A 26,392-nucleotide genomic window follows, 5' to 3' on the forward strand; every position below is an offset into this window, starting at 1 on the left:
TTCATGCTCCTTCCTATGTCTACAAGCGTACACGCGCACGAGCTGACTTCTGTGCTGGTTGAAGAAAACGTACAACGGCAGGCGGCCACGCCCCTCGTGCCCGGGTCACGGGCTGCGGATTACCGCCGCTACCAGGTATTTTGCGTGGCCTGGGCCGCCTCGGTGCTTTTTCACATGGCGCAGTCCCGTCTTTTCACCACCGAGCTGCATTATGCGCTGCTCACAGGGGCTGCCATTGCGCTGATGCTCCGTCCCGCTTCCATGCTGAGGCTTTCGGCCCTGATGGCCCTGCAGCTGTACGAAGGATTGGTAAGGTTGCCGTACGTGCCCAATCACTGGGTTTTTGCCATTTTCATCAACCTCACCATTCTGCAGGCTTACTTCTACCTGGCCTTCCAACGCAGAAGCCTGCGGGTAGACAAAGCCGAGCTCATCCGGACGTTTGCGCCGGTGGTTCGGGTCGAAGTCATTATCCTGTACCTAGTGGTGGTGCTGCACAAGCTCAACTGGGGCTTTCTGGCGCCCGACGTAAGCTGCGCGGCGCTGCTGCTCAAGGCCCAAAACCTCGACGGCGTATTGCCCGTGCCCCCGGCCTTCGCTACCTATAATATCTACTTCACCCTGGCGGTCGAAACCCTGATTCCGGTGCTGCTCATGTTCCGAAGAACCCGCAATGCCGGGCTCCTGCTGGGGGTAGTGTTCCACTTCATCATCGCCTTCAATTCTTTGAATGGCTTCTACGATTTCTCGGGGATGATATTTGCCGCATACCTGCTGTTTGCGAGCTACAGCTTTAGCGACACGGTGGTGGCTTTTTACCATCGGCTAGCCCAGCAGCGCGGGCGCATCCGGGAACGGCTCGCGCCGTTCAACTTCCGCAACGTTGCCGGGCTTGCGGCGCTGTTTTTCACGGGCCTGCTGTTGGTTGCGGTGCTCACCACCCGGTCCAAGGACTACTTCCGAGTGGTTTGGGCGCTGTACGGTGCGGTGTTTATCCTGCTGTTTCTTTTTTCGCTCCGGCGCAGCAGCCAGCTCACCGCCAACACGGGCCTCCGGCTGCCCGGTGCGGCGTTTCTGCTGGTCCCGGTGCTGGTGTTGGTCAACGGCCTGACGCCCTACTTGGGCTTGAAGACCGAAACGGCGTATGCCATGTTCTCAAACTTAAGAACGGAAGGTGGCGTGACCAACCACCTATTCATTCCGGTGAGCACGCAGGTGTTCGGCTACCAGAAAGACATGGTCGAAATCGTGTCTTCGTCGGACCCAGAACTGCAAAAAATTGCCCGGCGAAACCAGATTATCCCTTATTTCCAATTTAAAAACCACGTGGCTATTGCCCGCCCGGCCCAGGTAGACTACCTCCGTAATGGCACACGGCACTCCTTCACGCGGGCCGCTGCCGCCCCCACCGACGACTTGCTACACCGCAGTTCTTTCCTGATGCGCAAGCTGATGCTGTTCCGGGCAGTAGCCAAGGCTGAGCCCCAGCCTTGTGAACACTAAACGAGTACAGCCGCAGCAAAAACCCCTTGCACAGCCTTCGGGCTTACTCCACGCGCCGCACGCGCAAGTAGTCCAGCATGGCTTGGTTCACCTCGCCGTTCATGTTCTCGTTGGCCGGCTCGAAGGCCAAAACCAGCATGTGGCGGCCTTTTTCCAGGCGCGCCAGCACCGCGTTGCTATAGCCCCAATTCGACCACTCGTTGGTGCCACGCTGTGGCAACACCACGGTGCCCAGCTGCTTCCAGGACGACAGCGGCGGGCCAACACTCCAGCCTTTCTTTTCGCCGGTCAGCGGCAGGCTGCGCAGCGTGCGAATGGCGCATTGGTTATTGGTATTGATGGGGCCGTTGCCGTTGGCGTAGCGAAAATCCAGGGCGTAGAGGCCGGCTTCGTCCACGGTCACGGGAATGGCGAGGGTCCGGTTTTTGGTTTTGGTGATTTCCACGAAGCCAGGGCCGCTGAAGCCCTGGTAGGCCAGTTTCTCCTTGGGTGCCACCGTTTCGAGCTGAACCTGTTGAGTGCCGGCATCAGCTCCTGTTTCCAAGGGTTCGCTGGCGAAGGATTCGAGGCCCGCGGCATCCACGGCCACCACTTGGTAGGCAGCAAAGGGCCCGGCTGCAATGGTCAGCATATTGCTGGCGGTTGTAGCGAGCAGGGCGCCGTTTTTCAGCACTTTGTATTCCTTTGCGCCCGCTACTTTGGACCAGTTCAGGCTGTTGCTGGCCAAGGTAACTTCTGGGGCCAGGGGCGCAAACGAATTGGCCACGCGGTTCACCGGGGCAGCCTGCGGGGCTTTGCTGCTCAGCACAATGCGCACGGCGTGGCGGCCGCTGAGGCTGGCCGGGATGGCGGCATCTGGCAGCGGCTGGCCATCGAGCGTGATGGCGCTGATTTCGTTGCCAAAGCCTTCCATCTCAATGTCGAGCACGGCGCGGCGGTACGGGAAGTTGATGAGCCGGCGCCGGCCCTGAAACGCCTGCGGCACAAATGGCCGAAACACCAGCCGCTCGGGCTGCCACTGCATCCCAAACAGCACTTTGTACACGAGGCCCAGGCTACCCGACAGGCTCCACAGCATGTTGCTGGAATTGATTTGGGTGCCGGCAAAGTCCCCGTTGCTGGCCACGTAGTTCTCCTTATTGGTAAGAAATAGCGCAGCGGGCCGGTAAATGGCCGCGATGCTTTCCGTCACCGACTGCTCGTTGCCGGCCCGGGCGGCGGCCAGCGCCCAAAAGCTCTGCACAAAGGGCCACACGGCATTGTTGTGGTAGGCCGGAATGCCCGGAATCTGGGGGTAAATGCAGGGAATGCCGAAAGGCACGGTGGGCGTTTTGGCCACTACTTCCTGCACCCGTTCGCCCTCGGCCACGCCGTAGAGCACGGTCAGGGCCTCGCCCAACGCCTCGGCCTTGGGCGAAAGCGTGAGGGCGGTGCGGCCGTAGAGAAACTGGCCGTAGTAGCCTTTCTCGGGTTGCCAGAGGTGGTCGTTGATGGCAAACTTGATGGCTTCGGCCTGGCGCTTGCACTGGGCCGCCGCGCCGGGGTCCCCGAGTTTGGCCGCCATTTGGGCCAGCACCACGTTGGCTTGGTAGTGCAGTACATTGGTGCCCAGGTTTTCCGATTGGTAAATGTCCACGGGCTGCATCCAGCGCGGGTAGGTTTGCTCGCGCCAATCCAAGAACGACGACTCGCCGCGCACCAGGCCCGTGGCAGCATCGTAGGCATTCTGGCGGTCGTCGGCGAGGGAGTTTTTGATGATGGGATACACCTTGCGCAGCCAAGCGTCGTCGCCGGTCACTTGGTAAATTTCCCAGGCGGCCGTGGCCCACACAATGCGGTCGGTGGAGCACGGGTAAGCGCCGCCGGTGCCGGTGTCCTGGATGATGCGGCCTTCGGGGCTCACCTTCCGCATCAGGCTTTTCATGGCCGACTTAGGCTGCAAAGCGGCCTGCGCCAGGATGATGCTGTAGCTGATGTCGCGCGTCCACACGCCGGCCCACTCCTTGCCGGTGCGGAAAGTGCTATCGGGTTCCACGGCGCGGCGGGCCTCCTCCAGCGCCAGGTTGTAGAGGGCATCGGCCAGCGGGTAGTCGGACGAATACTGCGGAAAGTCGGCGGTGTTGAGGCTTTGCTTCCACTGCTGGGCGGTGGTTTTGGCCGCCGTGGGCTGGTTCAGCATCAGGGTCACTTCGTAGATGCCGTCGCCGTCGGGGTCCTGCATTTCCAGTTCGGGCCTGTTCACCAAGCTGTCAAAATCCCAGCTCAGCGGCGCGGCCCCGCCGGCCACGTGCACGCGCTTGAAATCCTGCTGGTACAGCTTTTCGCCCTTGAACGTGGTGAAGTAGCCCTGCTTTTTGAAAGCCGCCAGCACGGGCCGCAAATCGAGCCGGATTTTCACCGCCGTATTCGGCGCCAGGTACGTGGTGGCCGCGGCGGGCGTGGCATCCTCGTAGCGCTGTCCAAACACGATGGGCGGGGTTTCCAGCGCCGCGCCGCCGGGCCGTGGCACGGCCACGAGCAGGTGGTTCAGGCCCGGCGCCATCTCGTTGTCTTTGCCGTTGAGGCTGAACTTGAACTCCACCCGCGGGCTCTGGAACTCATTGGCCGGGCTTTGGTAGTTCGAAACCAGCTCGGTGGCCGACACCGCCCGGGCTTCGTGCGGGCCCTGCACCACCCGGTCGCGGTACAGCGTGTAGGCATCGGATTGCCAGATTGGCTTCATGGCGGCGGCAGCAGTGGTTCCGGCAGTTGGTTTGGCGCTCTGGCAAGCCGTAAGCAGCCCCAGCGTGAGCAGGAAACCGGTGGAAAGAAGGCGGGAATTCATCGGGGGAAGGAAGAAGCACGAGAGGCGTAGGCCCGCAAATTACGCCCGTGCACATCTTAGCCGTGACTCCCGAATGAGATAAATTCGTATACCGAGCCTCATGACCAAACTGCTGAACCATCAGTTCTTTTTTCGCCCCCCGCTCCTACTTCTGGGCCTGCTGTTGTTTCTCACCGCCCAAAGCCCGAAACGCATGAGCCTCGAGCAAATTCTGCGCGAAAGCCGTTGGAAATACCGGGTGCTGCTAATTGCGGCGCCTACTGCGGAACACCCCGATTTCAAAACTCAAAAGGCCTTGCTGGCGGCAAAAAAGACCGATTTGGCCGAACGCGACTTTGTGGTGGTGGAAGCGCTTTACGACCAATTATCCGCCACCGACAAGGCTTTTCTTAAGTCGAAAACCGGAGTGCAGCCGCCGCAGTTTGCCGCCGTGCTGATTGGCAAAGACGGCGGCGTGAAAGAGCGAAGCCGCCGCCCCATTCCGCCCGCCGACCTCTTTGGCACCGTGGACAAGATGCCCATGCGCCAGCAGGAAATGCGGCGCAAGTAAGAATCCAGTTCAGAGCCGGACATTACCCCAAGGTCTTCGTAAACCCAACTTTAATCTTGAGTTGGAAATCGGCAATCACCTTGAATATTTCCTTTAGCGTGACTTGCTCCACCTTGGTCAGGGTCTTGGGGTCGAGGTAGTTATCGGGCGTCACGTTGTCGCTGATAATCTGGACGGCTTGCTTTTTCAGGCGCACGCCCATGAGGTAGTAATAGGACTGCAGCAGCTCCTGCGCCTCCCGCTCCTTGAACACGCCGAGGTCTTTGAGGGCTTCGAGGCGCTCGCCGGTGTTGGTGGCAAAAATGCGGTGCTTGAGGGCGTACATGCGCACCAAATCCACGATGGGCGACATGGTTTTCTTGAGGTTGAAGACCTGCTGCGTGCCGTGCGTGAACGTGCGGATGTTGTTAAAAAACGTGAGCGGCGGCTCGTACTGCAGCGCATTCACGGCCATGTAGTGGAAAAACCGGTCCACCGGCTTTTGCAGCTCCACGGCCAGAAACTCGTGCAGTTCGTCCATGATGGTGGGGTCGCCGTAGAGGTAGCGGCAGTCGAAGGACGCCGCGAACTGCATGCCCGTTTCGGGGTTCGAATCGGTCATCCACTGCACGTAGTTGCGCTTCCAGTGCGAGAGCGAGTGCGTCCACTTGGGGTTTTTGGCCATAAAGCCGCCATCGCAATAGCTAAAGCCGATTTCGTTGAGGCGGTCCGACACAATTTCGGCGAAGCGCAGGAAGTAGTCGCGCACCAGCTCGCGCTGCTCGTTGGCCTTGTCTTCGTAAATAATGGCGTTGTCCTGGTCCGTGAGCAGGGTTTGTTCTTTGCGGCCCTCGCTGCCCAGCACCATGTACACAAACTTGGCCGGCGGCGGGCCCAACTCGGCAATGGCGTCCTCAATCAGCTTCAGCGCAATGGTATCGGAAACGGTGGTGATGACCTGATTCACGATTTCGGGCTTCACGCCGCGGTTCAATAGCTGGTACACCATCTCGGGCACCTGCTCCCAGCGGCGCTTCAGTTCGGGCACGGCCTGGGCCTGCTTCACCGACTGGATGAAGATGAACGGCGACTGCGCCTGGTCGTCGGTCAGGAGCTTGTTGCGGCTCAGCATGCCCACGTACTCGCCGTCGGTTTCGACCAGCAGGTAGCGCGTTTTGGTGCGAAACATCAGCAGAATGGCTTCGTACACAAAGGCCCGCGAGCTGATGCTCACCACCGGCGCATCCACAATGGTCTCGACCGGAAGCCGCGCATCAACCAGGCCGGCTACCACTTTGTCGCGCAACGTGATATCGGTGACGTAGCCGATGATGTGGCCGTTTTCATCGGCATTGGTGATGAAATAGCAGCTGGTGCGGGCAGCGGCCATGCGCTGGGCTACTTCAAAAATGGGCGTATAAGCGGCACAAAGCACCACCGGACGCATTTCGATGGTTTCGATGCGGCGCGAAAACAGCTGGTCCGACGCCAGGTAGCTGGTGCCTGCGCCAGTGGCCGGCCGCACAAAGTGTGCGTATTCCTCGTTAAGCATGCGCTGCCCGTAGCGCGCCGTGAAGAAGTGGAAGAAGCTTTCGTAGCCCTGGCACAAGGCCAGAAAATCGCGGCGGTGCAGGAAATACACGCGGGTGTCGCGCTTGGCCAACACCGTGCGCAGGGACTTTTTCTTGTTGAGAAGCAGCGAGATGCCACCGTAGCAGTCGCCCCGCCGGCTGTATTCTACTACGCGGCGGTTTTGCTGGCTGTCGTAGAAAAAGGTCTCGTATTCGCCGTCCACGATGATGTCCAGGCCCCGCAGCTTGGTGGTGTCCTGGTGGTAAATAATGAGCTCGCGCGGGTGATGCACTTCTTGCAAGCCCTCGGCCACCTCGGCCAGCACGTCTTCAGGCAGCCGGTCGAAGGGCTTCACGGTACGGAGAAAATCGAGTTTTTCGCTCATGGATAGCAGGTGGTAAACGGTACTGATATTAGATAACGTCATGCAGAGCGCAGCGAAGCATCTCGCGTGCCGCCACTAATTAGTTAATGCAGGCGAGATGCTTCGCTGCGCTCTGCATGACGTTCTGTTACAATTCTTCATCCAATCAAGAAGAAAGCCAGCAGCACCAGGGCCAGGCCGGTGATGAGGAGCCACGCCCCCACCCCAACCTTAATCCGCGGTTTGCGCGGCTTGGGAGCGGAATTATTTTGCAGGCCCAAAGGTCCTTGCAGAGCAATGGTTTCGGCCGTGATGGTGCCTTGGCGTTGCAGTTCAAAAAAGCAGCGGGCGGTGGCGTAGGCATCGGCCAGGGCATCGTGCTGTTGAGGTTGGGGCTCGTGAAACAGGCGCTGGTACAGCTCGCCCAGGCGCAGGAAGCCTTGGTTGGAGTGCCGCACCAGCGGCCCGGTGGCGCGCATGGTGCAAAACAGCGGGAGGTGCTCAAGGGGATTTTGCAGGCCGGCGCGGTAAAACCCAACGCTGACCATGTGGTAATCGAGCTGCATAAAATGCGCCACCACCAGCGGGTGGTACTGCAGCAAGTCGCGGTGCAGGCGCTGCATCACGGCGTGGCGGGGCTTACCGTGTTGCCGCAAAAAGTCCACCGTGAGGCCGTGCACGCTGCCCGAGGCCGGGCTCACGTCGTAGTCGCTGGGTTGGATGTAGTGGTTTTCGGCCTTCACTTCCTGCCCATCTTTGGTGTATACTACCCAAGCCAGCTGCGCAATGTGCGGCCAGTTTTCCCGGCTGGAATACGGCTTGGTCCAGTCGCGCGGAATCCCCGAGGTCTCGGTATCGACGAATAGTAGATATTCTCTCACGAAGCAGTTAGCAAAAAGCCTGTCTTGCCGAGCTTGCCGAAGCATCTCGCGTGCAATAGTATTTAAATAGTTGCAATGAAATAGAATATCCCCAAGCGAGATGCTTCGGCAAGCTCCGTACGACGGGCGTTTGCTTGTTGGCAACTACTCCTGCCGCCAGCGCGACGACTCGCGCGGCAGCAGCTGCGGTTGCAACACAATTTTGCGCGGCGACAGTTGCTTGGTGCGCTCCTGCACCATTTCCAGCAGCAGGCGCACGGCCGCGCCGCCCATTTCCTCACAGTGCTGGTCGACGGACGTGAGCATGGGTTCGGTGAGGGAAGCGAAGGTTTCGTTGCTAAAGCCCGAAAGCGCGATGTCGTAGGGGATGCGCAGCTTGCGTTGCTTGAGCACCTGCATGGCCCCAACGGCGGAAAAGTCGCTGGCCGAAAACACCGCATCCGGGCGCTGGGGTAGCGCCAGCAGCTGGTTCATGCTCCGGATGCCGTCCTCCAGGGTCATATCGCCGAAAACCACCAGGTCCTTTTCAAACGGAATATTATGGTCGTGCAGGGCCTGACAATAGCCAGCATAGCGGTTTTTATAGATATTGAGGTGCTGCGGCCCGCCAAAATGGGCAATGCGCCGGCAGCCCTGGTCCAGCAGGTGCTTCACCGATTGGTAGCCGCCCTGATAGTCATCCAGCACCACGGCACTCACATCCACGCCCTCCAGAATGCGGTCGAAAAACACCAGTGGAATGTCGCGCTTGCGCACTTTCTCAAAGTGCTTGAAGTCCCGGGTGGTCCGGGCCAGCGACACCAAAATGCCATCAACCTGGGCATTAATCAGGGTTTCGATGTTCTTCTGCTCGTGCTCGTAGTCTTCGTTCGACTGGCAGAGCATCACGTTGTAGCCGGCTTTGTTGGCCACGGCCTCCACGCCCTTCATCACCAGGGCAAAAAAGTGGCCGTCGATGTGGGGCACAATGACACCCAGCGTGTTGCTACGCCCTTTGCGCAGGGCCGCCGCCAAATGGTTGGGCTGGTAATTGAGCTGCTCGGCCAGCTTCCACACCCGCTTGCGCGTGGCTTCGCTGATGCGCGAATGGCCACTCAGCGCCCGCGAAACCGTGGAAACGGCCAGGTTCAGCTCCTTGGCAATGTCCGAAATAGAAGCGCGTTTTGCAGCCAAAGTGAGAGGTTGAGCGAATGAGTCAGCCCAAAAGTACAGGGAACCGAGGGTTGGCGGGAACTCACGTCAAAACAAGGAATCGGGAACTGATGCAGTCACGACCATGACTTATAACCACCCCGTCATGCAGAGCGCAGCGAAGCATCTCGCTTGGGGCAGTAATCACGAGTTGGTGGTGGCACGCGAGACGCTTCGCTGCGCTCTGCATGACGGGCTGGCGCTATACTTAGCCGGACGGGCAATCTAATACACTATTTACTCCACTGCGCCCTTATAGTGCACTTCCGATAGCCCGCGCAGCCGGTCGGCGCTGAACTCGGGGGTGATGTCGCGCTGCGGGTCGCCGAGCATTTCGTAGCCCACCATGAACTTGCGCACCGTGGCCGAGCGCAGCAGCGGGGGGTAAAAATGCATGTGCAGGTGCCATTCGGGGTGTTCCTGGCCGTCGGTGGGGCGCTGGTGCAGGCCGGAGGAATACGGGAAGGAGATGTTGAACAGGTTGTCGTAGCGGATGGTGAGGCGGCGCATGATGTCGGCCAGGCCGTCGCGCTCCTCCGGGGTGAGCTGAGCAATGTCCTGCACGGCGCGACGCGAAACCACCAGCGTTTCGAAAGGCCACACCGCCCAAAACGGCACCAGCACCACAAAATGTTCGTTTTCGAGCACCACTCGCTCCTGCTTTTCCAGCTCGATTTTCAAATAGTCGCTGAGCAAAGTGCGGCCGTGCTCCTGGAAGTAGGCCAGTTGCTGCACGCTTTCCTTGGCGGGCTCGCCGGGCACGGTGCGCTGCGCCCAAATCTGACCGTGCGGGTGCGGGTTCGAGCAGCCCATCACCGGGCCTTTGTTCTCGAAAATCTGCACGTAGTTGATATCCGGACGGGCGCCGAGGGTTTGAAATTCCTCGACCCACAAATCCACCACTTTGCGAATGGCGGGCACCGTCATTTGCGGCAAGGTGAGGTCGTGGCGCGGCGAGAAGCAGATGACGCGGCACACGCCCGACTCCGCTTCGGCCCGCAACAGTCCGCCTTCGTTGATGCCGCCGGTGGGCACATCGGCCTGCAGGGCCCCAAAGTCATTATTAAAGACGAACGTGGCGTCGTACTTGGGGTTCACTTCGCCGCCCACTCGGGAGTTGCCCGGGCAGAGGTAGCACGTGGGGTCGTAGGCCGGGCGCTGGTCCGATTCGGGCTCTTCCTGCTGGCCCTGCCAGGGGCGCTTGGAACGGTGCGGCGACACAAGGACCCATTCGCCAGCCAAGGCATTGTAGCGGCGGTGCGGGTGTTCGGTGGAGTCGAAAGAAGACATGCGTTAGTCGTTGTTATTGTAAATCAGAGCCGTCATGCAAAGCGCAGCGAAGCATCTCGCGTGCACTCAGTAATTAGTTATTCCAGGCGAGATGCTTCGCTGTCCTCTGCATGACGTTCGGTTTAGTTTTTAACTAACCGGTAACTACCACAGGCACGGCCCCTACCCCGCCCACGATGGTCGTTTGGTAGGTTTCGAGCTTGAGGCCCAGTTTCTGCTGATAGGCGGCGCTTACGCTGGCAATGAATTCGTCCACGTGCTGCGGGGCCACCAGGTTGATGGTGCAGCCGCCGAAACCACCGCCCATCATGCGCGAGCCGAACACGCCGGGCGCGGCTTTGGCGGCTTCTACCAGCACGTCTAGCTCTTCGCAGCTCACTTCGTAGTCGTCGCGCAGGCCGGCGTGGGAGGCGTACATCTCCTGGCCAAAGGCAGCGAGGTCGCCGGCTTCGAGGTGGCGACAGGCGGCTTCCACACGCAGGTTTTCCTTCACCACGTAGGAGCAGCGGCGGAACACCACGTCGCCGAGTTCGGCGCGGTGGGCTTCGAGCTGCTCCAGGGTGGCGTCGCGCAGGCTTTGCACGGCGGGGTAGTGCTGCTGGAGCACCGCCACGCCGCGCTCGCACTCCTGCCGGCGGGTGTTGTAGGCGGAGCTAGCTAGGCTGTGCTTCACGCCGGAGTTGCACAGCACAATGCGGCTGGCTTTGGTATCGAAGGGGAAATAGGCGTAGTCGAGCGAACGGCAGTCGAGGCGCACCACTTGTCCATCGCGCCCAAATAGGCTGGCAAACTGGTCCATGATGCCGCACTTCACGCCGGCGTAGGTGTGCTCGGCTTTTTGGGCTACGTGGGCCAGTTCCATTTTATCGAGGCCGGCGCCCAGCAGGTGGTTGAGCGCGAACGCCAGGCCGCATTCCACAGCGGCCGAGGATGACATGCCCGCCCCAATAGGAATAGTGCCGCCAAAGACGCAGTCAAACCCTTGAATCTCGACTTCCCGCTGCTGCAGCTGGGCCACCACGCCCAACAGGTAATTGGCCCAATGCGTGTCGCTCAGGCTGACTTCGGCGGGGCTGGCCAGCTCAAACGTTTCGCTCAAATCGTGGGCCACCAGGCGGATGGCCGTGCCCCCGTTTAGGCCCACCGCAAAAATCATTTCCTTGTCCACCGCCGCCGGCAGCACGAAGCCGCCGTTGTAATCGGTGTGCTCGCCGATAAGGTTGACGCGGCCGGGGGCGCGCACCAGCATGGGCTCATAGCCAAAACGCTGCTGAAAATCGGAATGGATGGCGTGAACAAGGGACGCAGACATGGGCGGGTTTGATGGTTGGAGAGGAAGGACTACGACACGGAAAGGAGTACGCAGTTTGGAGCCAAAAGGCCAAGCGGCAGCAAACGGCGCCGGAAAAGTAGCACGTAACTCCAGAATCTGCGCAAACGTTTGCCATTAAAATTCGCGGTGGTACTTTCGGGCTTCCGAGTTCTGATTCCTTGCCTCCCTGCTTGCCTGGTCACAACCGAGCATGCGCCACCTACTAACCACGCGACTGCTTCTCCTAGTAATCCTGCTTTCCCATTCGCCAAAACACCTGATTTTCTGCTTGGTGCAAGTCCAGCTCTCGCGGCTGCCCTTTGCCAGTTTCGCAATTTCCAGCCAACTTTCCCAGCTCCGGCTTTTTTCTCTTCACTTCCGTCGCATGCTCCACCGCCTTTCCTTTTTGCTGCTGCTCACTTTTTTTTATCATTCGATTGTGCCACCCACGGCTGCCGGCCAGTCGGCAGGACGGGAGCCGAGCGGCGATGTATTCGTGGATAAAAACGGCGTGCTGCGCTGGGCAAAGGGCAAGCAAGAAGTAGCCCTGTTTGGGGTGAACTACACCACGCCGTTTGCGCACGCCTACCGGGCCCACCAGCGGTTGGGCGTATCGCACGAGCAGGCCATTGCGCAGGACGTGTACCACCTTTCACGCCTTGGCGTCGACGCGTTTCGGGTGCACGTCTGGGACGTCGAAATCACGGACACTATCGGCAACTTGCAGGAGAATGAGCACCTGAAGTTGCTGGATTTCCTGGTAAACCAACTCAAGCAGCGCGGCATCAAAATCATTCTCACCCCCATTGCCTACTGGAACAACGGGTACCCTGAGAAAGACACCGGCACAGGCTTTTCCAGCATTTACTCCAAGTACCAGGCCTACACCAACCCGCGCGCCATTGCGGCCCAGGAGCGCTACCTCACGCAGTTCCTCAACCACCGCAACCCCTACACCAACCAGCTCAACCGCGAAGACCCGGACATCATTGCCTACGAGGTGTGCAACGAGCCAAAGTACGGCAAGCCCGAAGCCCAAATCACCAGTTTCGCCAACCGCATGGCGCAGGCCATCCGGGCCACCGGCTGCCGCAAGCCGGTGTTCTACAACGTGTCGGAAAACCCCGATGTGTACGAGGGCGTGCTCAACGCCAAGGTAGACGGCCTTACCTACCAGTGGTACCCGCAGGGGCTGGTGAGCGGGCACGCGCTGCGCGGCAATTTCCTGCCCTACGTCGACCAGTACCCCATTCCCTACAGCAAGGACCCGCGCTTCACGTCACGGGCCAAGATGGTGTACGAGTTCGAGTCGGCCGACATTATCCAGCCGGTGATGTACCCGTTTATGGCCCGCAGCTTCCGCGAAGCCGGTTTCCAGTGGGCCACGCAGTTTGCCTACGACCCCCTGGCCATTGCTTACGCCAACACCGAGTACCAGACCCACTACCTGAACCTGGCCTACACGCCAGCCAAAGCCCTAAGCCTGCTGATTGCCGGCAAGGTGTTCCGCAACGTGAAGCGCGGGCAGTCGTTTGGCCGCTACCCGCAGGACTCCGTTTTCAATGAATTTCGGGTGAGCTACCGCCAGCAGCTGAGCGAGATGAACACGCCGGAAGAATTCTACTACACCAACTCGACCGCCACCGCGCCGAAGCAGCCGGCCAAGCTGCGGCATCTGGCGGGCGTGGGCTCGTCGGCAGTGGTGCGCTACGGCGGCACCGGCGCCTATTTTCTGGATAAGCTGGCCCCCGGCGTGTGGCGGCTGGAAGTAATGCCCGACGCCGTGCCCATCCGCGACCCGTTTGAGAAGGCGTCGCTGAGCAAGCCCGTGACGCAGATTTTGTGGAATGAGCGGCCGCTGCAAGTGGCGCTGCTGGAGTTGGGCACGAGTTTCTCCATCAAAGGCCTGAATGCGAACAACCCGACCCAGGCGCAGGCCGCCAATGGCCGCACCACCGTGCGGCCCGGCGTGTACTTGCTGTCCGCCGCAGGCAAATCAACCTACGCTTTCACTGGGCAGTCGACGTTCAATCGCATCAAGCTGGGCGAATTCGTAGCTCCGGCGGCTACCCAACTGGGCCCGCAGGTGCTGCACACGCCGCCCGCGCAGGCGGTGGCCGGCCAGCCGCTGCGCATTGCGGCCACGCTCACCGGCCTGGCGCCGGGCGACAGTGCGTTTCTGGTGGCCCAGCACTACTACGGCCGCACCCGCACCCTGCCGATGTCCACCGCTACTTATGCCACGGTGGAGGCCACCGTGCCGGCCGACTTGCTCTACGCCGGCCAGCTCCGCTATTGGATAGTGCTGCGCAAGGGCGGCCAGTCGTTCACCTTCCCCGGCGGCTTCGGCGGCGAGCCCCGCAACTGGGACTACGCCCACGCCGAGCATTTTGCCGTGCCCATCGTGGCGGCTGGCACGCCTTTGCCCCTCTTCCAAGCCCACCTCGACCAAGAGCGGATTGAGGCCCGCGGCATTGCCTCCACCGCTTGGACCGACTACGTGACTTTGCCCAGCGGCAGCTTGGCGCTGCGCTTGGTGCAGGGCGCGCCCCGCAACGGGCAGCCCGCCGCCACCGGCCCCGCGGCCAATCTGCGGGCCTATTTCGGCGACAAACTGGCCAGCCGCCAGGCCGACTTGGCCGGTTTCAAGGAAGTGGTGGTGCGGGCCCGCAGCAGCCAGCCCGGCACCTCGGTCAAGCTGACGATGATGACCAAAGACGCTGTGGCTTACTCCGCTCCGCTTGCGCTGAGCGCCGAGGTGCAGGACGTCCGCATTCCCTTGAGCGCCTTCCAGCCCGATGCGCTGCTGCTGGTGCCCCGGCCCTACCCGGGCTTCCTGCCCCTGAGCTACCAGTCGGGCAGCAAAGCCGCGCTCAGGCTTGCCGATGCTGAGGTGTTGCAAGTAGTGTGGGAGGCTGCGGCCGTCACTGGCAGTCCGCTGAGTGTTGATATTGAGTCGATTTCGCTCCACTAAGAACAACACCGGGGGCGGCCTTCGGCGTCCCGGCATTTTTCAAAATCGCTTTGCCATATTCCCCTGATAAATCCACTGCCCTTATGCCCGCCACTCCTCTGCTTTCCCGCTTTGTACTCCGCCCATGCAGCGGCCTATTGCTAGTTGCTGGCCTCAGCCAGTGCGCTGGCTCGGCCGGCACGGCGGCCAAACCAGAGGCGCTGCCCGCCGTGGTGGCCTTCAACCAGGACTGGCAGTTCGTAAGAGACGTGGACACCACTGTCACCGCCAACTACTTCAGCAAAACTGGGAGTACGGCTCCGTGGGCCGCCATTTCCTTGCCGCACACGCCGCGCATCGAGCCCGTCACGACCGAACAGCAGCAGTGGCAGGGCATCAGCTTCTACCGCAAGTTTTTTCGGGTGCCAGCAGCTGGGCCGGGGCCGCGCGTGGCGATTGAGTTCGGGGCCGCCATGCACACGGCCGACGTGTACCTGAATGGCCAAAAACTGCAGCGCCACCTGGGCGGCTACCTTCCCTTCACCGTGGACATTTCCCGCCAAGTGAAATACGGCGAGGAAAACTGCTTGGTCGTGCGCCTCAACAACCAGGACAGCCCGGTGGTGCCGCCCGGCAAGCCGCTTAAAGGCTTGGATTTCAATTTCTACGGCGGCCTCTACCGCCCGGCCCGGCTCATTCTCACTGACGCGCTGCACATTGCCAATGCCGTGCAGGCCAACCGCGTGGCGGGCGGTGGCCTGCTGCTGCACTACGAAAACGTGAGCCCCCAAGCCGCTACCCTGCACCTGCAAACCGACCTGCAAAACGACGCTTCACAAGCCCAAACCGCCCAGGTGCGCACCGTACTGCTCAATGAAAAAGACCAGGAAGTAGCGCGGGCCACCAGCGAAGCCGCGAGCATTGCGCCCGGCGCGTTTGCCCAAGTGAAGCAGCAATTGAGCATTGCGCAGCCGCAGTTGTGGTCGCCCGACCAGCCCTACTTGTATCGGGCCGTGGTGGAAGTGCTGCGCGATGGCAAAGTCATCGACCGCCAGGAAACCACCACGGGCGTGCGCAGCATCCGCTTCGCGGCCAAAAGCTTCACCCTCAACGGCCAGCCGCTGCGCCTGCGCGGCACCAACCGCCACCAGGAATACCCTTATCTCGGCTACGCCATTTCGGACAACGCGCAGTACCGCGACGCCTGGAAAATCAAGGACGCGGGCTTCAATTTTGTGCGCTGCTCGCACTACCCGCCCTCCGAAGCTTTCTTGCAAGCCTGCGATGAGCTGGGGCTGCTGGTGATGGACTCCACGCCGGGCTGGCAGTTTTTTGGCAATGCCGAGTTTCAAAAGAATAGCCTGCAGGACATCCGCGCCATGGTGCGGCGCGACCGCAACCACCCCAGCATTGTGCTGTGGGAGGCGGCCCTCAACGAGTCGGACATGGCCAAGCCCTTCATGGACGCAGCGCACAAAGCCGTGCACGAGGAACTGCCGTTCACCGAAGGCGTGTACTCCTGCGGTTGGCTCGACTACGCGTACGACGTCTTCATTCCGGCCCGGCAGCACCTCAAAGCCCCCGATTATTTCAACAAATACGCCAAGGACAAGCCCCTTTTTCTGTGCGAATACGGCGACTGGGAATACTACGCCCACAACGCCGGCTTCAACCAAACGGCTTTCTCGGGCCTAAAGGAATCGGAACGCACCTCGCGCCAGCTGCGCGGGCAGGGCGAACGGGCGCTGACCCAGCAGGCTCTCAACTTCCAGGAGGCCCACAACGACAACTTCCGCGGGCCGGCCGTGGGCGATGCCAACTGGCTGATGTTTGATTACAAGCGGGGCTACGCGCCGGACATTGAGTCGTCGGGCGTGGCCGACATTTTCCGGCTGCCCAAGTTTGCCTACTACTTCTACCAGAGCCAGAACGGGCCGGTGGCAGGCCGCAACGGCTTCGGCCAGCCCGTGGTGTACATCGCCAACTTCTGGCAGCCCACCTCGGCCAAGCAAGTGGTGGTGTACAGCAACTGCGACGAAGTGGAGCTGCAGCTCAACGGCAAGGCCGTGGCCCGGCAGCGCCCCGACGCCAGCAAATTTGCCGACCGGCTGGCCCACGCGCCCTTCACGTTCACGGTACCGGCTTTCGCGCCCGGCACGCTGCGGGCCGTGGCTTATCGCAACGGCAAATCGGCGGCCACCGCCGAGCGGCGCACGCCCGGCGCGGCCCACCACCTGCAGCTGCGCTACGACCGCAGCGGCCGCGACGCGGGCCGGCAGGACGTGCTGTTTGTGTATGCCGACGTGGTAGACGCCGCCGGCACCGTGCTGCCAGACGCTACCAACAACGTCCGCTTCGCCCTCAAGGGCGCCGGTGAGCTCGTTGGCGAAAACCCCGTGCGGGCCGAGGCCGGCATTGCCACGGTGCTGTTGAAAACCGGCCAAAACCAGGAGAGTGTTCAGCTGACCGCTACGGCCGATGGGCTGGCCGAGGCTGGCCTGAAAATCGACATTCGCTAAGCCAAGCGCGGCCCCGGCGGGCCGCGCTTTGATTACGCATTTTACTCAATCGTTTGCGCTACAAAAACTTGGCGCTTAATTAAATTTCACCGCCCCCCTGCACTCGTAGCAGGCCGTCTCCTTTCCCAAAAACGAATGAAGAATATTCTACTGCTTCTCACGATGTTGGGCCTGCTCCTGGGGCCTGCCAACCGGGCCTGGGCCCAAGTACCCGCCCCGTTTGCCAAGGGTGCCGACGTGAGTTGGATAACTCAAATGGAGCAGGCCAACTACCGGTTCTACAACCGGGCCGGCACCGAGCAAGAACTGTTTCAACTGTTGCGCGGCTACGACATGAACTCCATCCGGCTGCGGGTGTGGGTGAACCCCGCCGGTGGCTGGAACGGCAAAAACGACGTGGTGGCCAAGGCCATTCGGGCCCATAACCTGGGCTTTCGGGTGCTGATTGACTTTCACTACAGCGACGAGTTTGCCGACCCCGGCCGGCAAAACAAGCCCGTGGCCTGGAGCAGCTACACTTTCGCGCAATTAAAAACGGCCGTGTATAACCACACCTTCGAAGTGCTGGATAGTTTGAAGGACAACAACATAGTGCCCGAATGGGTGCAGGTAGGCAACGAAACTCCCGACGGCATGCTGTGGCCCGAGGGCCGCATCAGCACCAACGCCCAGAATTTCGCCGAGCTGGTCGACCAGGGCTATGCGGCCGTGAAAGCCGTGAACCCAACCTCCAAAGTCATTGTGCACGTTGACAACGGGTTCAATAACGCACGCTTCCGCTACGTATTCGACCGGCTGACGCAGTACGGCGCGCGCTACGACGTCATCGGCCTTTCGCTGTATCCCACGGCAGCCAACTGGCCCACCCTCACGGCCCAGTGCCTGGCCAACATGAACGACCTCGTGGCCCGCTACCCCGGCAAAGAAGTGATGGTGGTGGAAACCGGCATGCCCGCCAACGCCCCCATTCCGGCCCAGCAAATGCTGCTCGACCTCATGGCCAAAGTGCGGTCGGTGCCGGGCAACAAGGGCCTGGGCGTGCTGTATTGGGAGCCGCAGGCCTATAATTGGATGGGGTACGGCTTGGGCATGTGGAGCAACAACGGCCGGCCCACCGTCGCCATCAATGCTTTTCTGGACAACCCGCCCGCGGCTGGCTTGGTCATCAACCCCAGCTTCGAGTACACCGGGCCGACGCAAACGCCGTTGGGTTGGAGCACGGTTTCCACTACCGGCGATGCCGATGCCGACTTCACGCAATTCTACGGCTATAGCACGCTGTATCAGCTGGTTCACCAAAAGGCGGCGGCTTACCAGGTGCGCACGTTCCAACTGCTCGCCAACGTACCCAACGGCACGTACACGCTGCGGGCCTGGGCCCAAAGCACCGGCGGCCAGAGCCAGCTCTACGCCACCGGGTTTGGCGGCGCGGAGCTAGCCACCACCCTTCCCGTGGCATCCAATTGGGTGCAGGTGCAGGTGCCGGGCATCACCGTCACGAACGGGCAGTGCGAAATCGGCCTGCGCTCCAATGGCGCTGCGGGAGAATTGGCCAGCATCGACGATGTAGAATTTATTGCCTCCACCGTGACGGCCGTAAAATCGTTCACGCCTGGTATAACCGTTGCGGTTTTTCCCAATCCCACGGCCGGCACCCGGACCGTTACGCTTACCCTCGACCGCGAAGAAACCGTGGCCGTGGCGCTCTTCAGCCTCACCGGACAGCGGGTGCGCGTGCTGACCACGCCGCAGCGCCTGGGCCGGGGCACGCACGCCATTGCCTGCGCAACGCCCGGGCTGGCCGCCGGCACCTATTTCCTGAAAATCAGCCACGGCCAGCACGTCGAAATGCGCAAAGTCGTGCAGCTGTAAATCCCAGACGCTCCGCCTCGTTTCTTTGATTTTTCCATTCCCATTTTTCAGTTTGTACCCGTATGAAAGCATTTTACACACTTGCCGCTCTGGGTTTTCTGATGGCCTCTTCGCCCACGGCCAGCGCCCAGTTCACGGTTGATGGCCAGGCAACTGCTGACGAAATAGGCCTCACGCCGGGCAAGTACCGGCCGGTGGCCGTTTACACCGGCAACCACCTCGATGCCGACCGCGGCCTAAAAGCGCTGTACGTGGGCTGCACCGCCACCACCCTCAATATCATGCTGGTGGGTTCGGCGGAGTCGGCCACGGCGGGGGCTTACCGCGCCCTCGTTCTCTACCTCAACACGCCCGGCCGCGCGGGTGCTCCGGCCGGCGTGCAGCTGGGCGGCAGCGACAGCAACTCGCCGCTGTACCACCGGCCCACGCTCGATATGCAGGCCGACTACGGCTTCCGGGTAGTGGTGGGACCGGGGGCGAACGAGGCGTATTTCAGCCGGGCATCGTACGTGACCGGCACCACGACCACGCCCGGCAACGACACTTATATCGGGGCATCTGATAAGGTGGGCACGGCCATCACCGCCCCCGGCACCCTGGACCTGGCGGGCAGCAAATTCGCCTACCGCAACTCCGCCAGCCTCACGGCGAATACCAGCAACTCGGGTTTCGAAATTGAGATTCCGCTGGCGGCCCTCGGCACCGCCACGTCACCGGTCACGTTAACTAGCCGCCTCGAGCTATTTGCCGCATTCGTCGAGAGCAGCGGCACGTTCCTGAGCGAGGTCATTCCCCAGATTGCCAACCGCACCACTCCGCTCGGTGCCGACCCTGATTTCACCGCCATCGACGACGACCAGTACGTGTCATTTCGGGCCACGGACGGCCTGGCCAGCCGCTCGGCAGTAGCCGCTGGCTTCGACTTCTACGTCTACCCCAACCCTGCCCGGGCCACAGCCACCGTAGCTTACAAGGTGCCCACGGGCCGGCAGGCGGTAGCGCTGGCCGTCTACAATAGCCTGGGGCAGCGGGTGCGCTCCCTGGCCAGCACCCAACAAGCCGGTGCGCAGAAATTCGTCCTGAGCGGCCTGCCTGCCGGCAACTACTTGGTGAAGCTGCAAATTGGAAATCAGACAACCAGCCGAATGGTGGTGATGGAATAGCTCGCATCGAAACCCGATGCCCAAAAAAGAAGGCGGCCCTGAGCGGGGCCGCCTTCTTTTTTGGGCGTTAGGTGCTTCTTTTTACGCTGCTTACCCAGACGCTTTACTCATCAAGCGCGAAGCTGATGATGGTACCCCGGCCGAGGCGGGAATTGATGGAAAGCTTGCCGCCCAGCAGCGCCACGCGGTTGCGCACGCCCGACAAACCCATGCCGGCCAGCGGCAGCGTGGTGAGGGCATCGGGCTCGAAGCCGCAGCCGTTGTCTTCCACGCTCACTTCCACCCGCTTTTTCTCGCGGGCCACGTGCACCTCGACCTCCGTGGCTTTGGCGTGCTTCATGATGTTATTAAGTAGCTCCTGCACAATGCGGTACACCGCAATTTCTACGGGCGGGCGCAGGCGCTGCTCCAGGTTCACGAGGTGCAGGTTCACGGACAGGCCGGTGGGCGTGATGCGTTTGCTGAGCTCCTCTAGGGCGGTGCGCAAGCCAAAATCCTCCAAAATACCCGGCGTGAGCTCGAAGGAAATCGTGCGCGTGGTTCGGATGGCTTCGTGCAGCAGTTTGAGCGAGGCGCGCGGCGAGGACGGCGTGCCCGCGCGGCCTTCCAGACTGAGCTTGGCGGCGTAGAGGAGCTGGCCCAGGCCGTTGTGCAGGGCCTCGGCAATGCGCTTGCGCTCGGTTTCCTGGGTGGTGAGGATGGCCGAAAGCACTTCCTGCTGCTGGCGCAGGCGCAGTTGGGTGGCTTCTTCGGCCAGCCGGTCGCGCTCGGTCACGTCGCGGAACATGATGAGAATGCCCGTGATTTCACCCTCTTGGCGCAGCGGCACGTGGTAGGCATCGTAGTGCCCGGCCCGGTGCTCAAACGCCTGGCCCGCCAGCAGCACCTGCTCGCCGGCCAGCACCCGCCCCACTATTTGCTGCTCTTCGTCGCAATTGAGGTGCGGCAGCACGTCGAACAGGGGCTGCCCCAGCACATCGGCCGGCTCCTGGAGGAAGTAGCGGGCCGCCTGCTTGTTCCAGGCCGTGATGATGCCGTCGCGGTCGATGGCCACAATGCCATCCACGCTGTTTTCCAGCAGGCTTTCGGTGAATTCCTTTTCGGCCTGCAGCTGCTTTTTATTCTGCTCCACTTCCGTCACGTCAAACCCGAGCATGATGGCTTGCCTTTGCGCTTCGTCGAAAAAGGCGTAGTTCCGCACGAATACTTCGCGGCCATTGGCCGTGGCCGAGGCCATGAAATTGATGGTCTCGCCCGCCAACACCTTTTTAAACTCGCTTTGATACTGCGGAAATCTCTCCAGCAGATTGGTTCCTACCAACGAGTTGCCTTCCAACCCCAGCACTCCCAGGCCCGAGCCCGCCCGTTCCGTCACTACGCCATCGGGCTGGAAGCGGGTCAGCACCACCGGCAGGTTGTCGAGCACGCTGGCCATCACCAGGTTTTTGTAGTGGAGCTCGCCTTCGGCAGCGTACAGGGGCGTCACGTCGCGCAACACGCCCGTGAAACCGGCCATCTGGCCATTCGCATCGGCAACGGCCCGGCCCGCCGCCGTGACGTAGTGCACCGAGCCATCGGCCCACACCACCCGGTAATCAACCGCTAACTGCGACTGCCCCGCAATGGCCGCCCGGATGGCTTCCCAGATTCGGGCTTTGTCATCGGGATGAAAGCGCTGGTCCAAGGCTTCCACCGGCACCGGATTGGGGTTGTATTCGTAGCCGAAGATGGCTTGAGCCCGCTCGTCCCATTCGATTCTATCAAGGTCGATATTCCCGGTAAATATGCCCGTTTCCGACGCTTCCAGCGCGAGGCTCAGCCGGGCCTGGCTCTCACGGAGCTGCTCCGCGGCGAGACGCTCACTGGTCACGTCGCGCCACAAGATGTGCACCAGCGGCGGCTTCCCTCCTTCTTCCTCAATGGGCGTAAGCACGGCTTCCACTCTGATTTCTTCGCCCGTCACTTTGTACATATATGCCTCGCAGCGCTTAGAGCCCGTCTGCATAGCTTCCGCCACCGACTGCTGAAACAGCTCAACCGTGCGTCGCCCATCGGGTTGCAACACCGGGGCGTGGGCCCAGGAGTTTTGGCCCACTACCTGGGTTTTGCACTGGGCCCCAAGCAGGTCCAGGGCCGCGTTGTTGCAGTCGATGAAGGTGTGGCCCTGCAACAGCACCACGGCGTCGTGGCTGTCGTTGAACAGCCGGCGGAACCGGGATTCGCTGGCGGCCAGCGCGGCGGTGGACTCCCGCCGGGCCGTGGTATCTATCACTGCCAACCGGCACTGCGGGTTGGCGGCGGCGTTTTCGGGCGCGTGCTCCACTTTCAGTCCCTCTAGCTGGGCGTAAAAGCGGGTGCCGTCTTCGCGCTGCAGCACCAGCTCGGCGCTCAGCGTGCTCGTGGTATTGAACACCCGGGTGAGGAACTGGCCGAACTCAAAGCGGCTTTCCGGCGCGATGAACAGGGCAAAACGACGCCCCACCAAGCGCTGGCGCACGGTGCCCAGCAGCTGGCTGGCGCACAGGTTGAGCTGCTGAATAAGTCCCTCGCCCGTGATGGTGAAGTAAGCCACGGGCGCAAAATCATACAAGTCCACGTACTGCGCCCGGACGTTATTAACCTCCGTCTGGGCCAATAGCAGCTCTTCGTACTGCATCTCCAGCTCAATCTGATGCACTTGCAGCTCCTGAAACATGCGCTGCGCTTCTTCGGGCGTTTTGTTATCAACGCCTTGGGTAACCAAGTACTGCCGCCTTTCGGCGCGCGAACGCAACGAGGCCAGCGCGGCATGCACATCGGTTACGGGCTGGCTGAAATCGTCATTATACCACTCCGGGCTGGCGGCAGGGTCCCTATTCATAACTTATAAGCAAGAATATCAACCCCAAATGGCTAGTAGGAAGCGACCGTTCGAGGAACACAATGTGGAAAAGGCTACTGCGCAATGTATAAGATAAAAGCCATACCCTAGCAAACGCAGTAACTGACTTATAGCTCGCCAGTTAGCCCAAGCTGAACAGCCAGAGGCTTAACCATAGCATTTACTTGGCATTAATTATGGTTTTATATATAAAAAATATATTTATTGTTATAAAATTTCACTGAGTCGATGGAACACGACCTTCCCCCACGCATCTGCAGCGAAAGTGGGCGCGACCGTTGGGCGTAAGAATCGGCGGAGCCCGGCGCTACAGCGCGCCGGGCGGCCGTTACCTACGCCGGGGTGACGTCCTGAAGGCCAAGCAGCAGCTTGCTTTCCGTAATTTGTTCGCTGCCAATGCGGCGGCCGTACAGCAGCAGCTTGCGGCGCCCGGCCCCCGGGAATTCCGCGTCAAATTCAAGGTCGTCGAACGTCGTGCTGGGTTCTTTCAAGATGCTTTCCAGGTGCCGGCGTAGTTCGGGTTGCCGCCAAATTCCGCCGTCGAGCTCGTTCAGGGGGCGGCCCTTGGCCTGGGACACGTCGATGCCGAAGAGCTCCGAAAACGAGTGGCTCACGGCCAGTACCCGCAACTGGTAGTCGAGCACCAGCAACGGCTCGCGCACGGACTCCGCCACGGTTTCGGCGAGGCGGCTGCTCTCCTGGAGCTTGGCTTCCAGAGTTTTGAGGTCGGTGATGTCGGTGAAGGTGATAACGGCCCCGCTGATGTAGTTGTCGAGGGTGCGGTAGGGCAAAATCCGCATGGCATACCACTCGCCGGTAGTGGTCTGAATGTTGGCTTCCACGCTAATCAAGCGGTCGAGCACCTGCTGCACGTCCTTGGCTAGGTTTTCGTGGCGCAGCGTGCTAGCAAAGTGCGTAATGGGCCGTCCCACGTCGCCGGGCAGCAGCGAAATAATGCGGTGCACGGGCGGCGTAAACCGCTTTATCACCATGTCATTGTCCAGGAATATGGTGGCTATTTCGGTGGCGTCCAGCAGGTTTTTCATGTCGTTGGCCGCCAGGCTCAGCTCCTCCGTCTTGCTGAGGTACTGCATGTTGAGGGTCATGAGCTCCTCGTTGAGGCTCTGCATTTCCTCCTTGTTGGTCATGGCTTCCTCGTTGGTGCTTTGCAGCTCCTCGTTGGCGCTTTGCAGTTCTTCGTTGGTGCTTTTCAGCTCCTCTACGCTGCTTTCCATTTCCTCAATGGTGGTTTGGAGGCGGTGCTTGGTGTACTGCAGCTCTTTTTCGAGAGCCACCACTACGGCGTCACGACTAAGCTCCGAGCCGATGCCGGCCTTGCCCAGGCGCACTTTGCGGGGTGTGGGCTGGTCTTCAAACACCAGCAGCAGCAAGCCGGCCAGCTGCTCGGGTTCTTCCAGGCACTTCACCGTCACGCGCAACAGCTGCACGCCCAGTTCGGTGTTCACCTTCACGTTTTCGGTCACCACATCCTGCTGGGTGGAGGCGGCCTTGTGCACCGCTGCACTGAGTTCGTAGTTCAGCTCCTCGCGGGCCATCTCAAACACGTTCATGCCGCCCAGGCCGGGCGCGGGCTCGAGGTAGCGGCCGGTGCGGCCGTTCACGTACAGGATTTCGCCTTTGGTGTTGATAACCACGGCCGGGGGGGTGTACTGCCGCAGCAGCACCCGCTGCACCAGCGTGGCAAAAGGACCGTCTTTACGGGGGGAATTCAAATGCATAGTGCCTGCGGCGGGTGCGGGATTGGCTTGCTGCCGCGCCAGCGAAAAAGGAAAGCTAACAATTCGGTTGAGGGTGGAGGTGCCTTCGGCGCGCCGCGAAATCTTCCATTTCACATCGAGCGGCGTGAACAAGTCCTGAAAACCCGTGAGGTTTTCGCTCGGACCCAAAAACAAAATGCCGCCGGGATTGAGGGCGTAGTGGAAGATGGGCAGAATATTTTTCTGCAACTCCGCCGACAAGTAAATCAGCAGGTTGCGGCACACCAGCAGGTCCAGCTTGGTAAAGGGCGCGTCTTTGGTGAGGTTGTGCACGGCAAAAATCACCACGTCGCGCACTTCCTTTTTGATTTGGTAAAAGCCGTCGACTTTGTTGAAGAAGCGGGCTAGGCGCTCGGGACTCACGTCGGCCTCAATGCTTTCGGGATACATGCCGGCCCGGGCCTGGTCGATGCCGTCGGCGTTGATATCGGTGGCGAAAATCTGAATTTTCAGGTAGCGGTTTCGGTCCACCGAATCCAGGCATTCAAACAGGCACATGGCCAGGGTGTAGGCCTCCTCGCCGGTGGAGCAGCCGGGCGCCCACACCCGCACCACGCTGTCGGCGGGCTTCTGGCGCAGCAAGGGCAGCATCCGCATCTTCAGGTGGTCGAACGCGTCGTGGTCGCGGAAGAATTTGGTAACGCCAATTAGCAGCTCTTTGAATAGCGCGTCTACCTCGGCCGGGTTTTCCTGCAAAAACCGAACGTAGTGCGTGAACTCGCGAATCTGGTGCGAGTTCATGCGGCGCTCGATGCGCCGGAACACGGTGTTGCGCTTATAAAAGGAAAAGTCGTGGCCGGTCTGGGCCCGGATGAGGATGAATATTTTCTGGAGGGCGTGCGCCGGCTTGGAGGCCGACTCGGCCACCTCGCGGCGGGGCCGGGCCAGCAGTGGCTTGTTCACGTATTCGAGGAGTTTGGCGGGCAGCTGCTCGGCGGGCAGCACGTAGTCCACAAATTCGGTGGCCAGGGCCGAGCGCGGCATCGAGTCGTATTCGGCCGTTTCGGGAGCTTGCACCATCACCATCCCAAAGTTTTCCATCACCATTTTCAAGCCAATGGTGCCGTCGGAGCCCATGCCCGAGCAGATGATGCACACGGCACGCTCGCGAGCATCCTTGGCCATGCTCTGGAAAAAGAAATCGATGGGCAGGCGCCGGGCCGCGGGCTGCGTGGGCGTGAAGAGCAGCAGCGTGCCGTGCAGGATGCTCATATCGCGGTTCGGCGGGATGACGTACACGTTGTTGGGCCGCACCTTGAGGCCGTCGGCGGCTTCGTGCACCGTCATGGCCGTGAACTTCTGCAGGATGGGCACCAGCTCCGAATTGTGGTCGGGCGCGAGGTGGGTTATCACCACGAAGGCCATGCCGCTGTCGGGGCGCATGTTCTGAAAGAACTGCTCGAAGGCCTTGAGCGAGCCCGCCGAGCCCCCCAGGGCCACCAGCGGAAACTTGTCTTCGGGCTCGTCTTGGCGTTGCGCCATGCGCACCTGGGCCGGCGAGGCGGCCCCGTTGTGCACCTGGTCTTCGAGGGGAACCACGACAATGGCGGGCTCGTCTACCGGGGAATCGTGCGGTAAAGGATTCATGAGAGAGAAAACAAAAACGGCCGGAGCGCAGGGCGCCCAAGCTCCGAAAAAGTGCCGCGAAAGCTGCGCAGCAAGGATTGCGGCTGGGTTCGCTAGCATTGGCATTAGCCAAGCTCAGCCGGGCAGTTGTGCTAGTAACTGAAAGCCTTCAATGTACCAGAACTGCCGGGCCC

14 protein-coding genes are annotated in these 26,392 nt (G+C 61.1%); 6 read left to right on the forward strand and 8 right to left on the reverse strand.

From position 1 onward, the window contains the following. Positions 1–15: 15 nt before the first annotated feature. The gene (locus tag I2I05_RS03780) at positions 16–1,503 is read left to right on the forward strand and encodes a hypothetical protein (protein WP_196280905.1); all 1,488 of its coding nucleotides are present in this window, start codon (positions 16–18) and stop codon (positions 1,501–1,503) included. A gap of 43 nt (positions 1,504–1,546) precedes the next feature. Here the strand turns inward: I2I05_RS03780 and I2I05_RS03785 are convergent, their stop codons facing one another. Beyond that, complete coding sequence (locus I2I05_RS03785; protein WP_196280906.1) at positions 1,547–4,327, reverse strand: alpha-L-rhamnosidase-related protein; 2,781 nt, start codon at positions 4,325–4,327, stop codon at positions 1,547–1,549. A 100-nt stretch (positions 4,328–4,427) separates the two neighbouring features. On the opposite strand from I2I05_RS03785, the gene I2I05_RS03790 reads away from it, so the two are divergent. Next, positions 4,428–4,877, forward strand: a complete 450-nt coding sequence (locus I2I05_RS03790; RefSeq protein WP_196280907.1) for a DUF4174 domain-containing protein — start codon at positions 4,428–4,430, stop codon at positions 4,875–4,877. Between the two features lie 22 nt (positions 4,878–4,899). Here the strand turns inward: I2I05_RS03790 and I2I05_RS03795 are convergent, their stop codons facing one another. The 5 genes from I2I05_RS03795 to galK all read right to left on the reverse strand — a co-directional run bounded on the left by I2I05_RS03795 (position 4,900) and on the right by galK (position 11,466). Then, positions 4,900–6,813, reverse strand: a complete 1,914-nt coding sequence (locus tag I2I05_RS03795) for a DUF294 nucleotidyltransferase-like domain-containing protein (protein WP_196280908.1) — start codon at positions 6,811–6,813, stop codon at positions 4,900–4,902. Between the two features lie 137 nt (positions 6,814–6,950). Next, positions 6,951–7,673: a 3'-5' exonuclease gene (locus I2I05_RS03800; RefSeq protein WP_196280909.1), complete on the reverse strand. Its 723-nt coding sequence runs from the start codon at positions 7,671–7,673 to the stop codon at positions 6,951–6,953. 144 nt (positions 7,674–7,817) lie between these two features. Beyond that, complete coding sequence (locus I2I05_RS03805) at positions 7,818–8,846, reverse strand: LacI family DNA-binding transcriptional regulator (RefSeq protein WP_196280910.1); 1,029 nt, start codon at positions 8,844–8,846, stop codon at positions 7,818–7,820. 255 nt (positions 8,847–9,101) lie between these two features. After that, positions 9,102–10,154: a UDP-glucose--hexose-1-phosphate uridylyltransferase gene (locus I2I05_RS03810; protein ID WP_196280911.1), complete on the reverse strand. Its 1,053-nt coding sequence runs from the start codon at positions 10,152–10,154 to the stop codon at positions 9,102–9,104. A 133-nt stretch (positions 10,155–10,287) separates the two neighbouring features. Next, on the reverse strand, positions 10,288–11,466 hold the full coding sequence (galK, locus tag I2I05_RS03815; protein ID WP_196280912.1) for a galactokinase: 1,179 nt from the start codon (positions 11,464–11,466) through the stop codon (positions 10,288–10,290). A 385-nt stretch (positions 11,467–11,851) separates the two neighbouring features. On the opposite strand from galK, the gene I2I05_RS03820 reads away from it, so the two are divergent. The 4 genes from I2I05_RS03820 (at position 11,852) to I2I05_RS03835 (ending at position 19,973) form a co-directional block, all read left to right on the forward strand. Then, on the forward strand, positions 11,852–14,440 hold the full coding sequence (locus I2I05_RS03820) for a cellulase family glycosylhydrolase (protein WP_196280913.1): 2,589 nt from the start codon (positions 11,852–11,854) through the stop codon (positions 14,438–14,440). An 83-nt stretch (positions 14,441–14,523) separates the two neighbouring features. Next, positions 14,524–16,938, forward strand: a complete 2,415-nt coding sequence (locus I2I05_RS03825) for a glycoside hydrolase family 2 protein (protein WP_196280914.1) — start codon at positions 14,524–14,526, stop codon at positions 16,936–16,938. Positions 16,939–17,073: 135 nt separating this feature from the next. Further along, positions 17,074–18,810, forward strand: a complete 1,737-nt coding sequence (locus tag I2I05_RS03830; RefSeq protein WP_196280915.1) for a glycosyl hydrolase 53 family protein — start codon at positions 17,074–17,076, stop codon at positions 18,808–18,810. 62 nt (positions 18,811–18,872) lie between these two features. Beyond that, the gene (locus I2I05_RS03835; RefSeq protein WP_196280916.1) at positions 18,873–19,973 is read left to right on the forward strand and encodes a T9SS type A sorting domain-containing protein; all 1,101 of its coding nucleotides are present in this window, start codon (positions 18,873–18,875) and stop codon (positions 19,971–19,973) included. A gap of 103 nt (positions 19,974–20,076) precedes the next feature. On the opposite strand, the gene I2I05_RS03840 is transcribed toward I2I05_RS03835, so the two are convergent. Continuing rightward, positions 20,077–22,833, reverse strand: coding sequence for a PAS domain S-box protein (locus I2I05_RS03840; protein WP_196280917.1), 2,757 nt, complete (start codon positions 22,831–22,833; stop codon positions 20,077–20,079). Between the two features lie 353 nt (positions 22,834–23,186). After that, positions 23,187–26,219 (reverse strand): CheR family methyltransferase, encoded by a 3,033-nt coding sequence (locus tag I2I05_RS03845; RefSeq protein ID WP_196280918.1) that lies wholly within the window; start codon positions 26,217–26,219, stop codon positions 23,187–23,189. Positions 26,220–26,392: the final 173 nt, after the last annotated feature.

This window comes from Hymenobacter jeongseonensis, from assembly GCF_015694725.1.
Taxonomy (GTDB): domain Bacteria; phylum Bacteroidota; class Bacteroidia; order Cytophagales; family Hymenobacteraceae; genus Hymenobacter; species Hymenobacter jeongseonensis.